General features: G+C 66.8%; 14 protein-coding genes. 8 read left to right on the top strand and 6 right to left on the bottom strand.

Annotated elements, in window-relative coordinates; translation table 11 throughout:
* Positions 1–158: 158 nt before the first annotated feature.
* Genes ACFOD4_RS13645 through ACFOD4_RS13635 form a run of 3 tightly spaced genes read left to right on the top strand, consistent with a single transcriptional unit; the run spans position 159 to position 2,322 of the window.
* Positions 159–893, top strand: a complete 735-nt coding sequence (locus tag ACFOD4_RS13645) for a hypothetical protein (RefSeq protein WP_379597232.1) — start codon at positions 159–161, stop codon at positions 891–893.
* Positions 893–1,285: a phage holin family protein gene (locus ACFOD4_RS13640; protein ID WP_379597238.1), complete on the top strand. Its 393-nt coding sequence runs from the start codon at positions 893–895 to the stop codon at positions 1,283–1,285. Before ACFOD4_RS13645 ends, ACFOD4_RS13640 begins: the two co-directional genes overlap by 1 nt.
* Positions 1,282–2,322 carry a DUF3618 domain-containing protein gene (locus ACFOD4_RS13635; RefSeq protein ID WP_379597230.1) on the top strand — a complete coding sequence of 347 codons (1,041 nt, stop codon included), beginning with the start codon at positions 1,282–1,284 and terminating at the stop codon, positions 2,320–2,322. The genes ACFOD4_RS13640 and ACFOD4_RS13635 overlap by 4 nt, the downstream gene beginning before the upstream one ends.
* A gap of 226 nt (positions 2,323–2,548) precedes the next feature.
* Here the strand turns inward: ACFOD4_RS13635 and ACFOD4_RS13630 are convergent, their stop codons facing one another.
* From ACFOD4_RS13630 to ACFOD4_RS13620, 3 genes are all read right to left on the bottom strand, one after another.
* On the bottom strand, positions 2,549–3,457 hold the full coding sequence (locus ACFOD4_RS13630) for an NAD(P)H-hydrate dehydratase (protein WP_379597228.1): 909 nt from the start codon (positions 3,455–3,457) through the stop codon (positions 2,549–2,551).
* On the bottom strand, positions 3,454–4,218 hold the full coding sequence (locus ACFOD4_RS13625) for a histidine phosphatase family protein (protein WP_379597226.1): 765 nt from the start codon (positions 4,216–4,218) through the stop codon (positions 3,454–3,456). The genes ACFOD4_RS13630 and ACFOD4_RS13625 overlap by 4 nt, the downstream gene beginning before the upstream one ends.
* Positions 4,219–4,337: 119 nt before the next feature.
* Positions 4,338–5,120: a DJ-1/PfpI family protein gene (locus tag ACFOD4_RS13620; RefSeq protein WP_456316894.1), complete on the bottom strand. Its 783-nt coding sequence runs from the start codon at positions 5,118–5,120 to the stop codon at positions 4,338–4,340.
* Between the two features lie 73 nt (positions 5,121–5,193).
* Here ACFOD4_RS13620 and ACFOD4_RS13615 point away from each other — a divergent pair, with 73 nt between their 5' ends.
* A complete protein-coding gene (locus ACFOD4_RS13615; RefSeq protein ID WP_379597225.1) occupies positions 5,194–6,132 on the top strand; it encodes a GlxA family transcriptional regulator in 939 nt (312 codons plus the stop codon).
* 213 nt (positions 6,133–6,345) lie between these two features.
* On the opposite strand, the gene ACFOD4_RS13610 is transcribed toward ACFOD4_RS13615, so the two are convergent.
* Both ACFOD4_RS13610 and ACFOD4_RS13605 read right to left on the bottom strand, forming a co-directional pair.
* Positions 6,346–7,116 (bottom strand): SDR family oxidoreductase, encoded by a 771-nt coding sequence (locus ACFOD4_RS13610; RefSeq protein ID WP_379597223.1) that lies wholly within the window; start codon positions 7,114–7,116, stop codon positions 6,346–6,348.
* Positions 7,117–7,121: 5 nt separating this feature from the next.
* On the bottom strand, positions 7,122–7,445 hold the full coding sequence (locus tag ACFOD4_RS13605) for a nuclear transport factor 2 family protein (protein WP_379597222.1): 324 nt from the start codon (positions 7,443–7,445) through the stop codon (positions 7,122–7,124).
* Positions 7,446–7,551: 106 nt separating this feature from the next.
* Here ACFOD4_RS13605 and ACFOD4_RS13600 point away from each other — a divergent pair, with 106 nt between their 5' ends.
* From ACFOD4_RS13600 to ACFOD4_RS13585, 4 genes are all read left to right on the top strand, one after another.
* Positions 7,552–8,508 carry a LysR family transcriptional regulator gene (locus tag ACFOD4_RS13600; RefSeq protein ID WP_379597220.1) on the top strand — a complete coding sequence of 319 codons (957 nt, stop codon included), beginning with the start codon at positions 7,552–7,554 and terminating at the stop codon, positions 8,506–8,508.
* A gap of 100 nt (positions 8,509–8,608) precedes the next feature.
* Positions 8,609–8,941 carry a hypothetical protein gene (locus ACFOD4_RS13595; RefSeq protein WP_379597219.1) on the top strand — a complete coding sequence of 111 codons (333 nt, stop codon included), beginning with the start codon at positions 8,609–8,611 and terminating at the stop codon, positions 8,939–8,941.
* Positions 8,942–9,264: 323 nt separating this feature from the next.
* On the top strand, positions 9,265–9,924 hold the full coding sequence (locus ACFOD4_RS13590; RefSeq protein ID WP_379597217.1) for a response regulator transcription factor: 660 nt from the start codon (positions 9,265–9,267) through the stop codon (positions 9,922–9,924).
* A complete protein-coding gene (locus ACFOD4_RS13585; RefSeq protein ID WP_379597216.1) occupies positions 9,917–11,320 on the top strand; it encodes a sensor histidine kinase in 1,404 nt (467 codons plus the stop codon). The genes ACFOD4_RS13590 and ACFOD4_RS13585 overlap by 8 nt, the downstream gene beginning before the upstream one ends.
* Positions 11,321–11,625: 305 nt before the next feature.
* Here ACFOD4_RS13585 and ACFOD4_RS13580 read toward each other — a convergent pair whose 3' ends face one another.
* Positions 11,626–12,021 carry a (R)-mandelonitrile lyase gene (locus ACFOD4_RS13580; RefSeq protein ID WP_379597214.1) on the bottom strand — a complete coding sequence of 132 codons (396 nt, stop codon included), beginning with the start codon at positions 12,019–12,021 and terminating at the stop codon, positions 11,626–11,628.
* Between the last annotated feature and the right edge of the window lie 61 nt (positions 12,022–12,082).

The following is a 12,082-nucleotide window of genomic DNA, read 5'->3' as shown; positions in this document are numbered from 1 at the left end:
CAAGATCCACCAGCTGACCGGCGTGCCCTCCGCCTTCACCCCCGACTACGCGCCCGAGGAAATGTTCGAGATCGCGCAGAAGCTCTACAAGGCTTCCCGTTGATCCCCTCCTGGTCCGGCGCGATGAGCAAAGCAGCCTGTCATCAGGGAGGCATGATATGAACCCAAATCAACCAGAGCAGACGAACCCCAGCCTGACGCCCGTTAGCTCGGGAACGAAGCCGTTTTCCGGGACGGCCGGCGCCGAAGGCCAGACCGGAAGCGTTGCCGCCGAAGCACGCGCCACGGCTGGCGATGTCAAGGCGCAAGGCCAGGAGGCACTGGCCGACATCAAGGATGCGGGGGCCGATGTCGCCGCCGCAGCCAAGAGCAAGGCGGAGGACTTGGCCGAGCGCGGCAAGCAGGTCGGGGCAGACCGCGGAGAGGGGCTCGCCGGTGCAGCACGGCGCGTTGCCGACGATCTCGAGGAAACTTCGCCCGAGATCGCCCGGCATGTGCGGAGCGCAGCGGATTCGATTTCCAGCGTTTCCGCTTCCCTGCGCGACCGCAGCGTCGGCGACCTGCTCAACGAGGTCAATGGCTTTGCCCGCCGTCAGCCGGCGGCGTTCTTTGGCGCCGCTGTTCTGGCCGGCTTCGCCATCACGCGGTTTGCGAAGAGTTCGTCCGAGTCCGGCGGCGCCGGGTCCGGCATGATGCAGGGAGCCTCCACGGGCGTCGGGCCACATGGACGGGCGCCGGGATGGGTGCCGGACGGCACGGATGGCAACACATCTGCTTCCGCCCCGATCAGGCCCGCAACAATGCCGGCCGCGACATTGGGCGGGGCCGTGGCACATCAAGGCGACAAGGCGAAGCCGGGTAGCATGCCCACCATCGAGGGGAGCACTTCGTGATGCCATCCGACGCCAACAGATCCGTGCCCGACCTCTTGGGCGACCTGCTGCAACAATCCTCGTCGCTGGTGCGAAAGGAAGTTCAGCTTGTGCGCGCCGAGGTCGGTGAGAAGGTGAGCCAAGTGGGCGCGGCGGCCGCCTCGATCGGCGTGGCGGCTGCGCTGATGATGGCGGGCCTGGTGATCCTTCTGCAGGCTGTGGTTGCATTCCTGGTCACCTTTGGCCTCAGCACAGCCGCTGCGGGGGCCATTGTCGGCGTGATCGTCGCGGTCATCGCCTACATCCTTCTGCGTGCCGGCATAACCAAGATGAAGGCTGCGAGCCTCACGCCAGAGCGGACCATCAACCAGGTGTCGCGAGACGCGACTGCCGCGAAGGAGGCTGTGCAATGAGCGAGACGACGGATCCCCAAGGCCGCTCGGCTGCAGAGATCGAAGCCGATGTGGAGCGCACACGGGCCCGCGTAACGGAGACGATCGAAGCACTGCGCGGAAGCATGTCGCCTGGCCAGGTCATGGACCAGGTGCTGGATTACGCCCGCGGTTCCGGGGGCGCTGATTTCATGCGCAATCTCGGCAGTTCCGTGCGCGACAATCCGCTTCCGGTGCTGATGATAGGGTCGGGCATCGGGTGGCTGTTGATGGCCGGCCAGAAGAACAAAGAGTATGCCGTACACCCCAGGGGAGGCTATGCGGCTCTGCCGCCGCCACGGCCGGCTCCTGGTGGCCCGGGCTTGGCGGACCGTGCCTCCAGTGCGGCGCAGGGGATCGGGGCTGTCGCCAGCGACGCCGCGAGCAGCGTCGGTGATACGGCGCGCAGCGCCGCGACCAGCATCAAGGATGCGGCAGCTTCATTGGCTGGTTCTGCCTCCGACACTGCCTCCGCGGCGAGGGGCCGGATGTCCTCCGCGGCCGGTACGGCACGCGCCTATCATCACGATGCGAGTGACGCTGCGGCCGCGGCGATGGACGCGGCACGCCATCGCGTCAATCGGGCCGGCTCCCAGGCTCATGATGGCTGGGCCCGCATGAGCGCGGAGCAGCCGCTGTTGCTGGGCGCTCTGGGCCTCGCGGCCGGTGCCGCCCTGGCAGCGCTGCTGCCGCGGACTGAGACCGAAGACCGGTTGATGGGAGAGGCAAGCGACGCCCTGAAGGGACAGGTCGGCGAGATCGCCAGTGAGCAATATGCCACGGTGAAGGAAACCGTCGCCCCTCACGTTCAGGAAGCGCGAGAGGCGATCAAGGGGGCGCCACAGGCCGCGCAGCAGAAGATGGACGAGGATGGCGTCTCCGCTGCCAGTGGCCGCGATGTGGTCACAGGTGTTGCAGGCCGTCTTGCAGAAACGGCCAAGAGCGCTGCCCATGATGTAGCCGATCAGTCCAAGACCAGCCTGGGTCGGCTCGATCAGGATCAAAGACCCTCATCCTAGCCGCGCTCCGTTCGGCCGGGTGCAGGATCGCACCGCTCCTGCCCCCGGCTGCAGCCGGGGGCAGCCATGAGCCGGACCACCGACGATGTTCAACCTGGTGCCGCTGGCTCGCACCCCGATGAATGCCAGGGTGCGCGATAGGAGGTGCAAGGCGGTGCGGCGCCGGGGCGGCGGGCGTAGCCTAGCGTACTGAAGTCTTTCCTGACATTTCCGGCAAGCTTCGCAGCTAGGGCTGCGGCGCCGCCAGACTTGCCAGGATCGCCGGGAACTCCGGTGGCAATTCGCGCGCCAGAAAGCCGATCGGACCCTGCAAGCGCGCCAGCTTGCGGCCCGCTTCGGCGTGTGCGTAAACGCCCCACAGGGCGGCTTGCAGCGGTGTTGCCCCACGCGCCAGCAAAGCGCCGACCAGCCCGGCCAGCACATCCCCCGAACCCGAAGTCGCCAGGCCCACATCGCCGCGATCGCACGACCAGGCCGCCCCATCCGGAGTAACGACGTGCGTGCAGCCGCCTTTCATCACAACCACCAAATGCAGCAGTGAAGCGGCTTCCCGCGCGGCGGATAACGGGTCGGCCAGGACGGCTTGCCGCTCCGTATCCAGCAGACGCGCCATCTCTCCGTCGTGCGGTGTGATGACGATGCGTCCGGCATGGCGTCGCAGTGCCTCGCGCTGCTGCCGCAAATCTCCCAACGTGGCGGCATCCAGTACCAGGGCCGGCCCCTCGCTGCCGGCGGGAAGGGCGTCCAGCAAGGCTTCGGTCAGCTGCGACGCCTCGGGCGAAGCCGGCATGCCCGGGCCCAGAACCATCGCGTCGGCGCGGGCGGCAAAGCGGGCAAGGCTTGGCGCCGCGGACGGATGGATCATTCCCTCTTCCGTTTCCGGCAGCCCGACGACCCTGCTCTCGGGCATGGCGAGACCAAGCGACGGGCCCAATGAGCTGCCGATGCCCATCTGCAGCCGCCCGGCTCCCGCACGCAGCGCGGCGAGCCCCGCCAGCAAGATGGCGCCAGGAACTTCTCGGCATCCTCCCGCCACCAGTACGGTGCCCCGTGCATTCTTGTCATCGCCCTGGCTGTGCCGCGGCAGGGGATTGGCTCGGAGCAAGGCCTCGTCGATGGGCGTCTCCGCTGTCACCGTGCACCACCCCCGGCGGGTTCGGCCGTGGTTTCCGTGCCCTCATCTTCCAGCGGTGCGATGAAGTTATAGCGCCGAAGCACAAGCGCTCCCCCAGGCGCGGGATCGGGATCGAAGCTGTACTCCGTCACGCCGCAATTGGCGACGTCGCCTTCCCGATCGATGGCGAGGATCTCCTCCTCCGTCAGGCCTTCCAGCAGGTAGCGCAGGCACAGCACGACAACCTGGTGCCCGACGATCAGCACCCGGCGCCCCGAATGATGCAGGCTGATCGTGTCCAGCGCGCTGCGCAACCGCAGGATCACGTCGCACCAGCTCTCACCCCCCGGCGGCCGATGGTAGAACTTGCCGAGAAAGCGGCGGAATTCCACCTGATCGGGATATTGCTCTGCGATGCCGTGGCTGGTCAGGCGATCGAGCACTCCAAACTCCTTCTCACGAAGGCGTTCATCGACGACCATCCTGCCGGGCTCACTGCCTAGGGCACCCTGCTTGTGCATCCACTCCGCCGTTTGCCGTGCGCGGCGGTAGGGAGAGGTCAACAAAACCTCCGGCCGTTCATGCTCCGGCATGGCGGCAAACCAGCGTCCGAGGGTCCTCGATTGCTGTCCGCCGAGACTGCTAAGCGGCACATCGACATCGCGCTCCGCCACATCGATCCGTGCCTGCCGCGCCGCCAGTGCGGCGGCGCGCGCGACATTGCCGGAGCTCTCGCCATGTCGAACGATCCAAAGACGCTCAGGCCAGCGTTGCTGCATCATCGTGCCTCTCAAGCTCAGACCGGCCACGTGGACAAACGGGCGCAATGGTTAACAGCAGATGCGAACCGCAGGTTGCCGGGTTGCTCAAGGCCCTTCAGTGCCGTCGCCTCGCGCCGGCCTCAGGGCTGGCGCAACCGCTCAGCCGCTTGAGCCACCATGTCTTCGCGCTGGGCACGGCGTGCACGAGCGTCTGCCTGCACCGCCCGGACCACCTCGGCGGGCGACGTGGAGGGCGTTCCGCCAGGAAAGGGCGGGTGCGGATCGTACTCAATGGCCAGCTGGATCTTGCGTGCCGCCACCTCCCCTTCCAGATCCGCGACAACGCGGAGAGCCACGTCAATGCCGGAGGTGACGCCACCAGAGGTGTAGTACTTCCCGTCCACCGTCACCCGAGCATCGGACGGGATGGCCCCGAAGCGGGTCAGGAGATCGCGGGCCTGCCAATGCCCCCCCGCGCGCCGCCCTTGCAGGAGGCCGGCCGCGCCAAGGAGCAGCGATCCTGTGCAGATTCCAAAGACATGCTCAGCCGAGTCGGCTTGCCGGCGCACAAAATCAATCCAGGCCGTGTCCAACATGGCGGAGTCGACACCCGCCCCGCCAGGGACAACGAGGAGGTCCGCAACCGCGGCGCTTTCCCGCGTTGTGTCGGGAACGATGCGAAGGCCGCGATCCGTGCGCACGGGGTCCAGCGTGGCCGCGACCAACGACACGGACCAGCCCGGCACGCGCGCCAGAACCTCGAAGGGTCCGGTCATGTCCAATTGAACCATGTCCGGTGCAAGCACAACATTGACCTGCCGCGGCCTTCCCCCGCTGGCCCTGCCCGAAGCTGACGCGCTGGCCACCGGGGGGATTGTGGCCGAGGAAGCCGAAGTCGCGGTTGTGTTCTGGTGTTCCGTCATGATTATGCTCCCTTCCGCACACCATTGCCGAGGTGGCGCGGGCCCAGAAAGCCATCCCGACCCGGCCGCGTCGATGACAGACACAGGACAAATCCCGCCAATCCACCTCGTCGCCATTGTGGCCTTCAATGGCGTGCAGCCCATCGATCTGTCCGGCCCTGCCCAGGCCTTCGTCACGGCCAACGAGGAAGGCGCCGATCCGCCCTACTCCGTGCAGGTGGTCGGACGTCCTGCCATCACGGTGTTGACGACCTCGGGCTTCGGCATCGCGACCGGCGAATGCCCGGCCGGGCGCATCGGCACCCTTGTCATTCCGGGCGGGCCGGGCGTGCATGCGCTGCGGGAGGACGGCGGTTGGCTGGCCTTCCTGATTGAGGCAGCGGAACGGGCGGACCGCATCTGCTCGGTCTGCACCGGCGCCTTCCTGCTGGCCGCGGCGGGTTTGCTGGATAACCGGCGGGCGGTGACCCATTGGCGTTCCTGCGGCCGCCTGGCGGCAGACTACCCTTCGGTGTCCGTCGATGACCGGCCGCTCTTTATCGAGGATGGGCCGGTCTGGACCACGGCAGGCGTGACTGCCGGGATCGACCTGACCCTCGCGCTCATTGAACGCGATCATGGTGCCGCCCTGGCGGCCCGGGTCGCGCGCCGCCTCGTGGTGCCGCTCCGCCGCGCCGGCGGCCAGAAGCAGCTCAGCGACGTGCTGGCGCTTCAGGTCCGGGGCGCGGCGCCGTTTGAGCCGCTGCTGGAGGCCATCGCCGCCGAGCCCGCCCGATCATGGTCGGTGGAGGAGATGGCGACCATGGCAGGCCAGAGCCCGCGGTCCTTCCATCGGCACTTCACCCGCCGCGTCGGAACAACACCGGCGCGGGCAGTGGAAAGGCTGAGAGCGGAGATGGCCTACGCCCTTCTCCGCTCCGCCGCAGGGCGGGTCGGTGAAGTCGCACTCCGCTGCGGCTTCGGAAGCGAGGCCAGCATGCGGCGTGCCCTCAACCGTTGGCACGCAGAATAACTTTTCCGCAGTGCCCGTGCCCTTCACCCTTGCATGCACTAGGCAGCAATCGGAAGCGTTCCATCGATCCCGTGAAGAGCCAGTCGATGTATCGACATGCCGCACACGCCAACGGCCTGAAGCCCCTTTGGGCAGAGGAAAAGCAATCGGAGATCGTGGGCGAAGGTGTTCTCGCAGCCCTCTTGATCGCCTCGGCCACCATCCCGCCTCCCATCAGGCTGTGGGAATGGTGCCGCCATCGATGACGTACTCGGCGCCTGTTATGGAAGCAGCACGATCCGAGGCCAGGAACGCGATCAGGCTGGCGACCTCCTCTGGCTTCGACGGTCGGCCGATCGGAATGCCGCCGAGGGAAGCCATGATCATCCGCTTGCCTTGGTCGAGATCGGTGCCGGCTTCCCGTGCAAGCCGATCGGCCAGTTGCAACGAGGCCTCCGTTTCGATCCAGCCGGGCGAGACACGCAACACGCGCACCCCCTTTGGCGAAACTTCCTTCGACAGGCTCTTGCTGTAGGTCGAAAGCGCGGCTTTGGCAGCTGCATACGCGGTTGTCGCTTCCGGCAAGGGCAGCGTTCGCTGAATTGAAGTCACGTGGACGACGACACCCTGCCCCCGCGCCACCATCGCCGGCACGAGTTCCCGATCAAGCCTGATGGCGGGCATCAGGTTCAGATCGAGTTCCCGAAGCCACTCGGCGTCACCCAGCGCCGTGTAGCCGCCCGCCGGAGCGGAGGAACCGCCGAGCATGTGCACAATGATATCGATCCTCCCCAGCCGGTCCCGTGCCGCGGCGGCAAGTGCGGCGCAGCCCTCAGGCGTCGTCAGGTCCACTGGGACGAACATGTCCTCCGGCATCAGGTCCGGCCGCGAGCGCGCGGCTGTCAGAACCTGCGCGCCGAGATGTCGGAACAGGTCCACAGTGGCGGCGCCGGCGCCGCGTGTGCCGGAGGTGATCAGCGCGCGCTTTCCTTGGAGCGTAAACATCGCATTCACCCACGGATCTCAAGGTCCACGATCCGACCTTTCCTCAGCCGGAATGCGTAGGTGAACTTGGCAGGACTGCCTGGGAACTGGCCGGCCACCCGGGTGCGAACCTGAACGACATCACCATCCGCGACCATGTCGACCGGTTCCATGGTGTGCTGATACCGGCTCTTCGTCCTGTGCCGCCACGCATCGATGGCGCGGCGTCCCGCATGGGTCAGGCCCTCATCCGTGACAATCGCGCCGGAGGCGAAGGTGCGGATGACGCTGCGGCCGTCGTTTCTCTTCTCGGCCTCGAAATAGGTTCGGATGGCAGGATGCAGGTTCATGGTGCTGTTCCTTGTTCTGGTGTGGCGTTCGTCCTCATACCTAGCCCTGGACGCGTTCGCGGATAATCGGGATGATCCGGGATGAGAAATCCTGGAAAGCAGGACAATGTATCGTGTCGGCCTGAACGATCTCGAAGCCGTGGTGGCGATCGCGCGCAGAGGGTCGTTCCGTGCGGCGGCCCTCGACCTGGAGCTGTCAACAACAGCCCTCAGCAGCGCGATCGGCAAGCTCGAGGCAAGCCTTGGCGTCCGCCTGTTCAACCGGACAACGCGCAGCGTCTCGCTGACGGATGCCGGACGCGTCTTTGTTGAACAGCTTGGCCCGAACTTGCAGGGCATCCACGACGCCATGGACGCGGTGCGTTCGCAGCAGGCGACACCGTCCGGCACGCTGCGGATCAACGCCTTCGCCACTGCGGCACGGGAAATCCTTTCGCCCCTGGTGCTGGAGTTTCTTGGCCGCCATCCGCTGGTGCATGTGGACCTTGTCACCGAGGGTCGGATGGTCGACATCGTTGCCGAAGGTTTCGACCTGGGCGTGCGCGTGGCGGATCTTGTGCCCAGCGACATGATCGCCGTTTCACTGGGCCGTCCGCAACGATACGCCGTTGTCGGGTCGCCGGCTTATTTCAGCGTTTGCAAACCGCCGCTCGCGCCATCCGATCTTGTCAACCATCGGTGCATTCGCGTCCGCCTGCCGAATGGCGCACTCCTTCGATGGCAGTTCGAGAAGCGCGGCCGGATCGCGCAGGTTGACGTGAGCGGGCCGATCACCTTGGACGAAGCCAGCCTTGCACGGAGCGCTGCGCTGGAAGGCATCGGGCTCGGCTTCTTCATGGAACCGGATGTGAGGGCCGACATCGTGGCCGGGCGCCTTCTTCGCGTGCTGGAAGACTGGACTCCTGCTCTTCCGGGGCTCTGCCTCTACTATCCCGGCCGGCGCAATCCGTCGGCAGCTCTCAAGGCCTTCATCGGGCTGGCCCGTGAACTCGGCACCAACTCCGGATCGCGATCGGGCCCGCTGAATCGTCGCGCCGTTCCCCAGCCTGTTGTTGAGGAATGAGCGTTCCTGAACGGTGGCTGAACAAAGGGTTCAGGCTGGGTTCATGCGTACACCGCTAGAACATCCCGGTGACCGCAAACAACTCTTCAGGAGTGAACCCATGATCCGCAGCTTCTCTTTGGCCGCTTCGGTCGCCACCCTCCTTGCCTTCGGCGCGGCACCCGCCAGCGCGCAGATCACCGTGCTGTCTCAAGGGGAGAACTTCTCCGTTCACCGCGACGCCATAGACACCGGCAACATTGTCGGCGGTGGCTCTGTGGACGTGCTGGGACGGGGCGAGAACGCCCGCATCCATCATCGCGATCCGGCCTACACCGAGCGGGCGCCGGGCATCCCCGTTGCGGTGGGCGGCTCCAATGGCGACATCGTCTATGTCGCCCCGAGCGCCCCGACCAGCCTGGCGGCAAGGTCCCAGGCACCCTCTCCTGGCTGAGGGCTGGCCGTCAGAGCCATGCTTCCGGCTGACATTCAGCTTCTGTTCAGCTTCGCGCTGGCAGCTTGCTTCCATGTCGACCATCATGTGTCCCAGCGACGTTGCGCCAGCCGTGCTGCCAGCGGTCACCCGTGCGGCCGGCGCCGCGGCCGAACCCATGCCCGGACGGAGAGCGGCCTCATCGACAGCACAGATGGGGTTCTTCATGCTCGGGCCGTGGAGGCCACGCTGTGTTTGCTGCACCGGCGAGGTGCTTCCGGGGCGAACCCGCATCGCCACGTTGCGGTACTTTGCTTCTGTCGCCTCCATCCGGGGACATCGTGATGCGCCTGCTCGTGGTTGAGGACAACACGGATCTGGCGGGTCAGCTCATGGCTGCGCTGACGGGGGCGCGCTTTGCCGTGGACCATGCACCGGACGGCGAGGAAGCCATGTTCCTGGGCGAGACCGAGCCCTACGATGCCATCGTGCTGGATCTTGGCCTGCCGATGATCGATGGCCTGTCGGTACTGCGACACTGGCGCCAGGCCGGCCGCGACATGCCGGTCCTGATCCTCACCGCCCGTGACTCCTGGTCGGAGAAGGTAACCGGGTTGAACGCCGGAGCAGACGACTACCTTGCCAAGCCATTCGCCATGGACGAGTTGGTGGCCCGGTTGCACGCCTTGATCCGGAGGGCCGCGGGGCGGGCGCGATCCGACATCGTGGTGGGACCGCTCTCGCTCGATGTTGTTGCCGGCGTGGCCAGCTGGAAGGGACTAACCGTCAGGCTCACCGCGCTTGAGTTCCGCATGCTCACCTATCTGGCGCAGCATGCCGGCCGGCCCGTGAGCAAGGCGGAACTGACCGAGCACCTATACGCACAGGATTTCGACCGGGATTCGAACACGCTCGAAGTTGTCATCGGCCGCCTTCGACGCAAGCTGGACGCCCATTTCATTGAAACCGTGCGCGGGCAGGGATACCGGGTTGGCCATGGCTAGGTTTCCACGGATCTTCCGCTCCCTCACCGCCCGCCTGGCCCTGTTGTCGGCTATCTGGGTGACGGGCGGCCTCGGCATCGCGAGTTGCACCGTGCTGCGCCTGGTCAGTACGGAAGCAACCAATGGTTTCGACGTCCGGCTGTCCTCCCTGCTGCACAAGGTGGTCGGCGCGGCCGAGATTGGCGCCGATGGCCGCCCGGGCGTGAACAGCAACGTGCCGGTGCCGGAACTGCAGCAGCCCTTCTCCGGCTATTACTGGCAGGTCGAGTCGGGCGATCTGCGTGCCACCTCGCGCTCGCTCTGGGACGGTCGTCTGGCGCCGCTCGGTGCCGCCTCCGGCAGCACCACCCCCTCCATCCAGAACGGCGTCGGTCCGCGGGGAGAGCCGGTGCGCGTCGCTGAGCGCTTCGTCCTGCTGTCCGGTGCGCCGGATCCGGTCCGCGTCCGTGTTGCCATGAACCGCGAGGTCCTCGACGAACAGATTGCCTCGTTCAACCTGCTGATCCTGAGCACCTTTGCCGTGCTCGGCCTCGGGCTGGTCGCAGGCGGAACACTTCAGCTCGTCTGGGGCATGCGGCCGCTGCGGGAGGCGCAACGGTCGCTCGCGCTGCTCCGTGCGGGCCAGCAGGCTCCCCTGGCGCACACCGCGGCGCCTAGCGAGATCGCGCCTCTGCTGGAAGAGATTGATGCCCTGGTGCAGCAGAACCACGATACCGTGGAGCGGGCCCGTGCGCATGTGGGCAATCTGGCGCATGCGTTGAAGACGCCGCTCGCCGTGCAACGCACCGCCCTGGAGCCGAGCTCGGTCGATACGCGCCTGGCGCGGGAGCAGACCCGCGCGATGGAGCTGCTGGTGCAGCACCACCTGTCCCGCGCCCGCGGCGCCGCCCTTGCCGGCGCGGCCGCCACCGATGCCTCGCCGGTGGAAGTGGCGCAGGAAATTGCCATGGCCCTCCGCCGGATCTTTGCCAACAAGGACCTCGAGATCGAGATCCAGGGCGATGACGCCCTGCGGGCCAAGGTGGACCGCCAGGACCTGATGGAGATGCTGGGCAACCTACTGGAGAACGCCTGTCAGTGGGCACAGCATCAGGTCACCGTTGCCGTGTCGCAGAGCCGCCGCGCCCTGCTCATCACCGTGACGGATGATGGGCCTGGCCTTTCCTCCAAGGATTACGATGCGGTGCTGGCGCGCGGCGTGAGGCTCGACGAGGCCAAGCCTGGCAGCGGACTCGGCCTCGCCATCACCCGGGACCTGGCGGGCCTCTACGGCGGCAGCCTGTCCCTGCAGGAGGGACAACGGGCCGGGCTCTGCGTGGCCGTGACCCTGCCCCAGGGCACCTCGGCGGACACGCAGGCGCCACGCCGCCGCATGCTGCGGCAGGCGCCGATCTGAAGCGGATGACGGATCCTTCGGAATGCCGCGGGGAACCCGGCATCAGCGACGGAACCGCTCATCCGAGGACGTTTTCCATCCTGTTCGCGACCTGTCTGTCAACATGCTCCGGAAGCACGATGCCGATCCTGCCGCACAGTCTCGATGTGCGCGCGAGCCGGCAGTTCTCCACCCGGGGGCGGCCATCATGGGCCTCGTCGCCTGTTCGGTGCTTCGCCGGCTGCGAATAGGAGCGGCGTGGCGAGCCGCACGGCGCGTTGCGCCGCGCCCCCGCCTTCACCGGCGGTGCCGGACCCTCTTCGTCTTCAGCGCTGATATTGTTCGTCGGTGACATGCTCCATCCACTCCACCGGGGAGCCGTCCAGCTTCTCCTGGATGGCGATGTGGCTCATGGCGGTGGTCGCCGTCGCACCATGCCAGTGCTTCTCGCCAGGCGGGAACCAGACAACGTCGCCGGGACGGATCTCCTCGATCGGGCCACCCGCGCGTTGCGCCCAGCCGCAGCCCATGGTGACAATCAGCGTCTGCCCCAGAGGGTGCGTGTGCCACGCGGTGCGAGCGCCAGGCTCGAACGTGACCAGGGCGCCCGCGACTTGCGCCGGAGCAGGTGGACTGAACAGCGGGTCGATGCGGACCGTGCCGGTGAAATACTCCTCCGGTCCCTGGCCCGAAGGCTGTGCACCCGAGCGCTTGATGTCCATCCGCCATCTCCCTCACGTTTTGAAGCGAAGGACCCGGATCGTTGGCCGCGGCCTTCCCTTT

Source organism: Teichococcus globiformis (assembly GCF_042646265.1).
Lineage (GTDB): Bacteria > Pseudomonadota > Alphaproteobacteria > Acetobacterales > Acetobacteraceae > Pseudoroseomonas > Pseudoroseomonas globiformis.
The sequence above is the reverse complement of the archived record's forward strand: the minus strand, read 5'-3'. Positions and strand labels throughout refer to the sequence as shown.

Excerpts from the sequence above, each read along its gene's own strand:
- ACFOD4_RS13645 (WP_379597232.1), top strand. The coding sequence starts at position 159 with ATGAACCCAAATCAACCAGAGCAGACGAACCCCAGCCTGACGCCCGTT.
- ACFOD4_RS13640 (WP_379597238.1), top strand. The coding sequence starts at position 893 with ATGCCATCCGACGCCAACAGATCCGTGCCCGACCTCTTGGGCGACCTG.
- ACFOD4_RS13635 (WP_379597230.1), top strand. The coding sequence starts at position 1,282 with ATGAGCGAGACGACGGATCCCCAAGGCCGCTCGGCTGCAGAGATCGAA.
- ACFOD4_RS13625 (WP_379597226.1), bottom strand. The coding sequence starts at position 4,218 with ATGATGCAGCAACGCTGGCCTGAGCGTCTTTGGATCGTTCGACATGGC.
- ACFOD4_RS13620 (WP_456316894.1), bottom strand. The coding sequence starts at position 5,120 with ATGACGGAACACCAGAACACAACCGCGACTTCGGCTTCCTCGGCCACA.
- ACFOD4_RS13615 (WP_379597225.1), top strand. The coding sequence starts at position 5,194 with ATGACAGACACAGGACAAATCCCGCCAATCCACCTCGTCGCCATTGTG.
- ACFOD4_RS13610 (WP_379597223.1), bottom strand. The coding sequence starts at position 7,116 with ATGTTTACGCTCCAAGGAAAGCGCGCGCTGATCACCTCCGGCACACGC.
- ACFOD4_RS13605 (WP_379597222.1), bottom strand. The coding sequence starts at position 7,445 with ATGAACCTGCATCCTGCCATCCGAACCTATTTCGAGGCCGAGAAGAGA.
- ACFOD4_RS13600 (WP_379597220.1), top strand. The coding sequence starts at position 7,552 with ATGTATCGTGTCGGCCTGAACGATCTCGAAGCCGTGGTGGCGATCGCG.
- ACFOD4_RS13595 (WP_379597219.1), top strand. The coding sequence starts at position 8,609 with ATGATCCGCAGCTTCTCTTTGGCCGCTTCGGTCGCCACCCTCCTTGCC.
- ACFOD4_RS13590 (WP_379597217.1), top strand. The coding sequence starts at position 9,265 with ATGCGCCTGCTCGTGGTTGAGGACAACACGGATCTGGCGGGTCAGCTC.
- ACFOD4_RS13585 (WP_379597216.1), top strand. The coding sequence starts at position 9,917 with ATGGCTAGGTTTCCACGGATCTTCCGCTCCCTCACCGCCCGCCTGGCC.
- ACFOD4_RS13580 (WP_379597214.1), bottom strand. The coding sequence starts at position 12,021 with ATGGACATCAAGCGCTCGGGTGCACAGCCTTCGGGCCAGGGACCGGAG.